General features: G+C 70.7%; 7 protein-coding genes. 6 read left to right on the forward strand and 1 reads right to left on the reverse strand.

What is annotated here, in order from left to right; all coding sequences use genetic code 11:
• Nucleotides 1-2 precede the first annotated feature (2 nt).
• Nucleotides 3-869 (reverse strand): helix-turn-helix domain-containing protein, encoded by an 867-nt coding sequence (locus ACIRRH_RS32065; protein ID WP_403074333.1) that lies wholly within the window; start codon nucleotides 867-869, stop codon nucleotides 3-5.
• Nucleotides 870-1,094: 225 nt separating this feature from the next.
• On the opposite strand from ACIRRH_RS32065, the gene ACIRRH_RS32070 reads away from it, so the two are divergent.
• The 6 genes from ACIRRH_RS32070 to ACIRRH_RS32095 all read left to right on the forward strand — a co-directional run.
• Nucleotides 1,095-2,003, forward strand: coding sequence for an IclR family transcriptional regulator (locus ACIRRH_RS32070; protein WP_403074334.1), 909 nt, complete (start codon nucleotides 1,095-1,097; stop codon nucleotides 2,001-2,003).
• Nucleotides 2,004-2,650: 647 nt separating this feature from the next.
• Nucleotides 2,651-3,004 carry a hypothetical protein gene (locus ACIRRH_RS32075; RefSeq protein ID WP_403074336.1) on the forward strand — a complete coding sequence of 118 codons (354 nt, stop codon included), beginning with the start codon at nucleotides 2,651-2,653 and terminating at the stop codon, nucleotides 3,002-3,004.
• On the forward strand, nucleotides 3,004-3,966 hold the full coding sequence (locus ACIRRH_RS32080; protein WP_403074337.1) for a hypothetical protein: 963 nt from the start codon (nucleotides 3,004-3,006) through the stop codon (nucleotides 3,964-3,966). Before ACIRRH_RS32075 ends, ACIRRH_RS32080 begins: the two co-directional genes overlap by 1 nt.
• On the forward strand, nucleotides 3,966-4,664 hold the full coding sequence (locus ACIRRH_RS32085) for an ATP-binding protein (RefSeq protein ID WP_403074339.1): 699 nt from the start codon (nucleotides 3,966-3,968) through the stop codon (nucleotides 4,662-4,664). Before ACIRRH_RS32080 ends, ACIRRH_RS32085 begins: the two co-directional genes overlap by 1 nt.
• Before the next feature lie 92 nt (nucleotides 4,665-4,756).
• Nucleotides 4,757-5,317, forward strand: a complete 561-nt coding sequence (locus ACIRRH_RS32090; RefSeq protein WP_403074341.1) for a WhiB family transcriptional regulator — start codon at nucleotides 4,757-4,759, stop codon at nucleotides 5,315-5,317.
• A gap of 32 nt (nucleotides 5,318-5,349) precedes the next feature.
• The coding region (locus ACIRRH_RS32095; RefSeq protein WP_403074374.1) for a DUF2637 domain-containing protein at nucleotides 5,350-6,417 on the forward strand (1,068 nt) is incomplete at its 3' end.

Genomic DNA, 6,417 nt, shown 5'->3' on the forward strand with positions numbered 1-6,417 from the left:
CGTCAGCGGGGGCCCGCTTTCTGCTGCCTCGCCTCCGCCACGATCGCGCTGATCTTGGCAAGCATCGCCGGGTCGAGACCGTCCTGGCCTCCGCGGGCCGCCAGGGCGAAGTCCTCGCTGCCGGCGCGCACGGCCAGCAGGCCGATGGCGTCCACGACCTGGCGCTCCAGCTCCTCGTCGCTCTGAAAGTAGAGCGGAGTGACTCCGAAGAAGCCGGCCAGGCCCTCCAGGACGACGCCGGCCGCGAGACCGGCGAGCACCTCCGCGGGCGGGGGCGTTCCCGTGCGCAGGGCCTCCACGGCGGAGGCGGAGACCACCTCGACGCCGGCGAACCTGTTGACGGCTGCCGCGATCTGGTCATCCGTCGGCTGGCCGGCCGGGAAGGTCGTCTCCAGCAGGTAGGTGAGCTTCTCCGCGAGCGACCGGGGGACCGGTGGCGCCGCGGGCGAGACGCCGAAACTGCGGTCCTGCGCCGCCTCCAGCTGCTTCTCGGTCACCCCGTAGGCCTCGGCGAGGCGCGAGACGAACTCCGCCTTGAGTCGCCGTACGCCCCGTTCGGCGTTGCTGACGGGAATGGACGACTTGGTGCCGATCAGTGCCCCGGTGCTCCGCTGCGTGTAGCCGGCATCAGCCCTCAGGTCGGCCAGGTCCGGAAGGCCATCCCTCGGGAAGAGGGTGTCGAGCGGCTGGCCGAGCGCCCGCGCGATGGCGGGCAGCCGCTCAGGCTGGGGGAACCCTCCGCTCTCCCAGCCCGCGACGGCGGACTGGTCGACCTCCACGCCCTCCGAGCGTCCCAGCGCTTCCTGGGAGAGGTCGAGAGCTCTACGGGCGGTGCGGAGCACCTGTCCGTCGAACGTGCGAGCGGGCATCCGGGGCAACTCCAGGGGCGCGTGGTGGTGGGCACGGACTCACGGTGAACAGCTTACCGGACGCTTGATGTCGTGAAGCATGTTGTATGATCTGCGATATCGAGAGGCTGGACGCTCGTCATGGGTGGTGCCTCCCCTTCCGACATCCTCTGCCGGGTCCTGGGCCTGGCTTATGAACCGCCTGGCCTGCTGAGATGGGTCCGGCGTCACCTTTGGGGGGCGCAGGTGAATGCGACACCACTGACTGCCGACAGGCCGTTTCACTATGAATACCGATACCGCAGTGTCGCGCAGGACACGATGGCGCGAGGCATCCCAGCGGCGCGGACCGCCACGGTGGCCCGCTCGGCCGCTGTGACCTCCAGTCACGCCCGGGTCTTCGCCCTCCAGGAAGCCTTCACTCAGCTGCCCGGCGGGGATCAGGGCGTACTCGACCTCGCCGCCGCCACCGGGATGCCGGACTCCACCGTGCACCGCATCCTCCAGTCGGGCGTGCCGGGCGGAGCCGTCGACCAGATCCGGCGCGGCCGCTACCGGCCGGGGCCGACCATCATCAAGGCGGCCATCCACGCCATGGCGCACGTGCCGGGCGCCGCGACGACCCAGGAGATCCTGGCTGACCTGCACGAACGGACCGGCGGTGCGGCCTTGTTGTTCGCCCTTGCCCCTTTCGGCGGCCTGCGGCGGCTGTGCACTGACTACGCCTGGGGCCGGATGGACCCGGGCGAACTCGGTGTCTTCGCGCACCCCCTGGTCACGCACTCACGCTCCCTGCGCACCGGCGCGAGCGGGCGGGCGATCCTTGCCCACCTCCCGGCGCCGCTGCAGGAACTCGTTGTCGGGGAGGAACTGCCCGACGACGCCGCACCCGGGGTCATTCGGGACGTTCTGGCGCTCGTCGCGTCGCTCGGCGAGATTCGTCGCCGCGGATACGCCGTGGCGCGGGAGGAAGTCGTGTCCGGATGGCAGGCGATCGCGGCCCCGGTCATGTGGGGGGACGTGGCGGTCGGCTCCGTGGCGCTGGCGAAGCCGACGGGCGACATGCCGATCGACCTCGGCGAGCTGATCGGACAGACCTGCCGCACAGCCCGGCTGCTGAGCGAGCACACCGCGCTGCCGGCCCCGGCGGCCTGACGAGGCCGGGGCGAGGTGGAGCAGTCTGATCGCCCTCCATCGCCGCTGCGTCGGATTTCTCAAATTCCAGCGAACCGAAACTCCGGGACCCGTGCGCGGCTTCTTCTCGCGGCATTGGGGCGCGGAAGGGGTCGCCGATTGAGTGAATTGGTCATATTTCTTATTCCGGCAAGGAGCCCCGGCTCCTTGCCGGTTTGCGTTTCCGGAAACCGCCGGAGGGCCAGCCTTGCCTTCGCCCTTCGGGAGGCGGGTTGCTGTGGCCCTGGCCAGCAGGTCGCCGGGAGGGTGATGGCACCCTTGATCATGTCCGCGCCAGATTCCTCTACCCATTTCCCGCCAGGCGGGAAATGGGTCCGAGAGGGTTCATGATCATTTCCCGTGTGGCGGGAAATGGGATTTCTATTCGCGTAGATCGATCGAATTCGTTGACGCGTTCCCGGCGGTAAACATAGAGTCACTCCTGCGCCACGGAAAAGTGCGCGGCTGAAGATTGCCGCAACGGCTCGGTGGCCGCAAAAGCGACATGGCGCCCGGGAGCGGAAACTCCCAGGCGCCATGTGATGCCCGTGCTCTTCGCACGGCAAACCCAATGCACCAGCTTGCTGTAGGAGGCTCGGCCGGTGCGACTTGCGCAGGAGGAGTGTTACATGTCCGCGACCGCATGTATAGCGGGCGCCGAGAAGGATCTCGCCGCTCACGGCGCCCTGACCGGGCCCACCCGGATCTCCGAGGGCACCGCCCGGGCGATCGAGAGCAGCGTCCGAGCCGTCGCACCGGCCGCGAAGATCGTGCGCGTCACCGTCTCCGAACCCGACCACCTCTGGCTGGCCCGGGCCTACGACGCCGACGGCGCCACCGTCCCGCTGCCGCAGCAGCACGAGGAAGCCGTCGCCCGGTGGATCGCGGTCGCCCAGCCGCAGCGCGACTGGCGCCTCCAGCACGACCTCGACCTCGCCACCGGCGACCTCACCGTCGCCGGCCTCCTCGGACAGGTGGCGTGATGGCGGTCCAGGACGGGCGCATCCGCACCCACAAGCCGGAGATGAGCCGCGACGCGAAGCTCGCCGAGGTCTCCCTGACCGCCGAGCGCACCTTCATCTACATGCTCAACTACGTGGACGACCGAGGACGGGTCATCGACGACGCGGGGATCCTGCGCGGACTGATCTGGAAGCGGAAGAAGAGCTGGGACGGCGGCATCCACACGACCGAGCGCGTCGAAGACGACCTGCGACAGCTGGCCGACGTCGGCCTGGTGTGCCGGTACGTCAACCCGGCCGACGAGGGCGAAGAACTGCTGCACGTCGTGACGTTCAACAAGCACCAGAGGATCGACAAGCCCAGCGCGAGCCGCCTGGTGCCGTGCCCGCTGCACCAGACCCAGGAAGCCGACGCCGACAGCCAGGCCCCGGCCAGGCGGAGTCGCAAGAAGCCCCTGGAGCAGACCGAACCGCTCCCCACGGACATCTCCGAAACCACCGTCTTGAGCACCCCTGGGGAGCGCCAGGACCCCGGTGCCGCGGACTCCATGACACCCTCCACGACACCCTCCACGAACGGATCCAGGATCACGGATCCTGGATCTACCCCTCCGGGGGGCGGCTGTGCCGCGCCCGCCCAGTCCGGCACGGCGCAGGAGCCTGCGGCCGGGCAGGCCGTCGCGATGCACCCGCACACCACCGGGGCCGCCGCCCTGCTGGCCGAGTACGTCCGGTCCTGCCCGCAGCAGCCCAGCGAGAGGTTCCGCGGGCACCTCGGTCGGGAGATCAAGACGCTGCTCGGCGTCTACGGACAGGAACAGGTCCGTGCCGGCCTGCGGCTGTTCGCGGCGAACCCCAAGGGCCCCAGTGCCCTGGAGTCCTTCGTGCAGGAGGCGTTGACTTCCCGCGGTACCCGGTCGGGAACGTACCGGGCGTGGACCAACCCCGTGGCCGGGGCCGCAGCCTACGCAGGGGAACTGTGATGGCCGGCCGAGACCCACGCCGCGTCGGCGCTGGCCTACAGGGCCTGGTGGAACGGTTCAGCCGACTGGGCGTGGACCCGGCCGTGATCGGCCAGCCCGAGCAGCACCCGGTGCCGCAGCCGGTCCGGGACGCGCTGGAGCTGGCGGCCAGCCGCATCCCGCCGCTGTACCAGGACGCGGTGGCCGACGACCCGCAGGTCCTCGCCTGGGTCGAGCACGTGAAGCAGGCCGCCCGCCGAGGCCCGGAGGGGCAGCTCGGCATCGCCCGCGCCCGCTCCCTGCTCCTGCTCGGGGGAACCGGCACCGGCAAGACCCACCAGGCCTACGGCGCGATCCGGGCGCTGCTGGGCGCCGGCGTCCGGCTGCGCTGGCAGGCGATCACCTCGGTGGCCCTCTACGCGATGATGCGCCCGAGGCCCGGCTCCGACCCGGAGCGCGAGATGCGCGAACTGGAGCGCGTGCCCCTGCTGCTGCTGGACGACCTCGGTGCCGGCCGAGCGAGCGAGTTCACCGAGGAGACCGTCTACCGGTTGATCAACCACCGGTACGAGCAGCAGTTGCCGACCTTCATCACCAGCAACATCACCCCGGCCGAACTCGCCGGCCTCCTTGGTGACCGCACCGCCAGCCGCCTGCGCCAGATGTGCCACAAGGCCGTCCTCGACGGACCCGACCGGCGCCGCGCCCCCTCCTTCTAATCTCCCGCGATCCCGTGCGGGGCCGGCCGAGCCGCCCCCGGGAGACGCCCTGCCCACGCGCCTGCCATTACAGCGCGACGGAGACACCCCGAATGAACACCGTCACCGAACTCGAAGCCGCCCACGAGCAGCTCGACCGCGGCTGCCCCCGCTGGCGCCTCAAGGCCGCCTGCGCGGGGATCGAAGACCCCGACATCTTCTTCGCCGACCGCCGCAGCACCGCGCACCGCGACGCCCTCACGCTCTGCCTGCAGTGCCCGGTGCGCCGAGAGTGCCTGACCGACGCCATCGAGTGCGGCGTCCAGGACGGCGTTCGCGGAGGCCGGACCGAAGAACAGCTCCGCCAGATCGTGGCCTTCCGGGAAGGCCGGCAGATCGACCTCGACCGGGTACGCGCCACCCTGTTCGGCACCCACCGGCCGCGGCTGACCGAGGCCGAGAAGAAGGCCGTGGTCCGCGTCGCCCTCGGTGCCGGGGTTCCGCGTGACACCTGGGCCGCCCTGCTGGGCATCGGCTACAAGGCGGCCACCGCGCGTCGGCGCCAGGCCCGTACGCAGCTCGACGTCATCCCGGCGTCCATGCGACGCGAGGAGATCGCCCTCGCCGAAGAACTGCGGGGCACCACAGTTGTCACCCTGGCGGTGGCCGCGTGACCCCAGACCGCCCCACGGTCTCCCGATGGGACATGGCCGCCATCGCGGCGCTCGGCGCGACCGGCTTCGGACTCTCGTACGACGCCCTCCAGCAGATGGCTCAGGCGATCCACGTCCGAGGAAACCTGAGCTACGCCTGGCCGGTGGTCGTTGATGGGTTCATCGCCTACGGAGTACGCGCCCTTGTCCTCCTGCGCGAAGCGCCCTGGACCGCCCGCGCCTACGCCTGGTCCCTGTTCGCCGGCGCCACCGGTACCAGCGTCTGGGCCAACGCCCTGCACGCGATCCGCCTCAACGAGCAGACGGCCGGCACCCCCGACGGATTGCACCTCGGAGACCTCGCCGTCGGGTCTTTGAGCACGATCGCCCCAATCGCGCTTGCCGGTGCGGTCCACCTCGGCATCATCGTCACCCGCCACGAGACAGCCCAGGACAACCTGGGTGACGGCCTCCAAACCGCCGACCCGGCCCCGGGCACCGTCCTGCTGAGCCGAGACGCGCTGTCCGACCGCGCGCCCTCGCTCGACAAGCGGACGGTGGCTGACCGAGAAGCCCCCGAGATCACCGCCTCCCGTACAAGCAGGGCGGAACTCACGGTTGGCAACCGGCCGGAGGCCCGAAGGAGCGTTGACGAGAAGTTGGCCGCCCACCGTCGGGGATCACGATGGCGAGACCGGTTTGCCGCAGGGATTCTTCGCCGGAGCCAGGACAGTTCCGGTGGTGGTCCGTCGGTCAGTCCTGGTGGTCCGGCGGAGGGTGGTTCGTCCGTGCCGTCCGTGCCGTCCGCTTGGTCCGGTGGTCCGGCGGAGGGTGGTTCGTCCGTGCTGTCCGTGCCGTCCGCTTGGTCCGGTGGTCCGGGCGGTGGTGGTCCGTCTGCTCGGTCCGGTGGTCCGGGCGGTGGTGGTCCGTCGGGCAGTGCTGGTGGTCCGGCGGAGGGTGGTTCGTCCGTGCTGTCCGTGCCGTCCGCTTGGTCCGGTGGTCCGGTGGAGGGTGGTCCGTCTGCTCGGTCCGGTGGTCCGGGCGGTGGTGGTCCGTCTGCTCGGTCCGGTGGTCCGGGCGGTGGTGGTCCGTCGGGCAGTGCTGGTGGTCCGGCGGAGGGT

Origin of the sequence: Kitasatospora sp. NPDC101235 (assembly GCF_044767505.1) — a bacterium.
Classification (GTDB): Bacteria; Actinomycetota; Actinomycetes; order Streptomycetales; family Streptomycetaceae; genus Kitasatospora.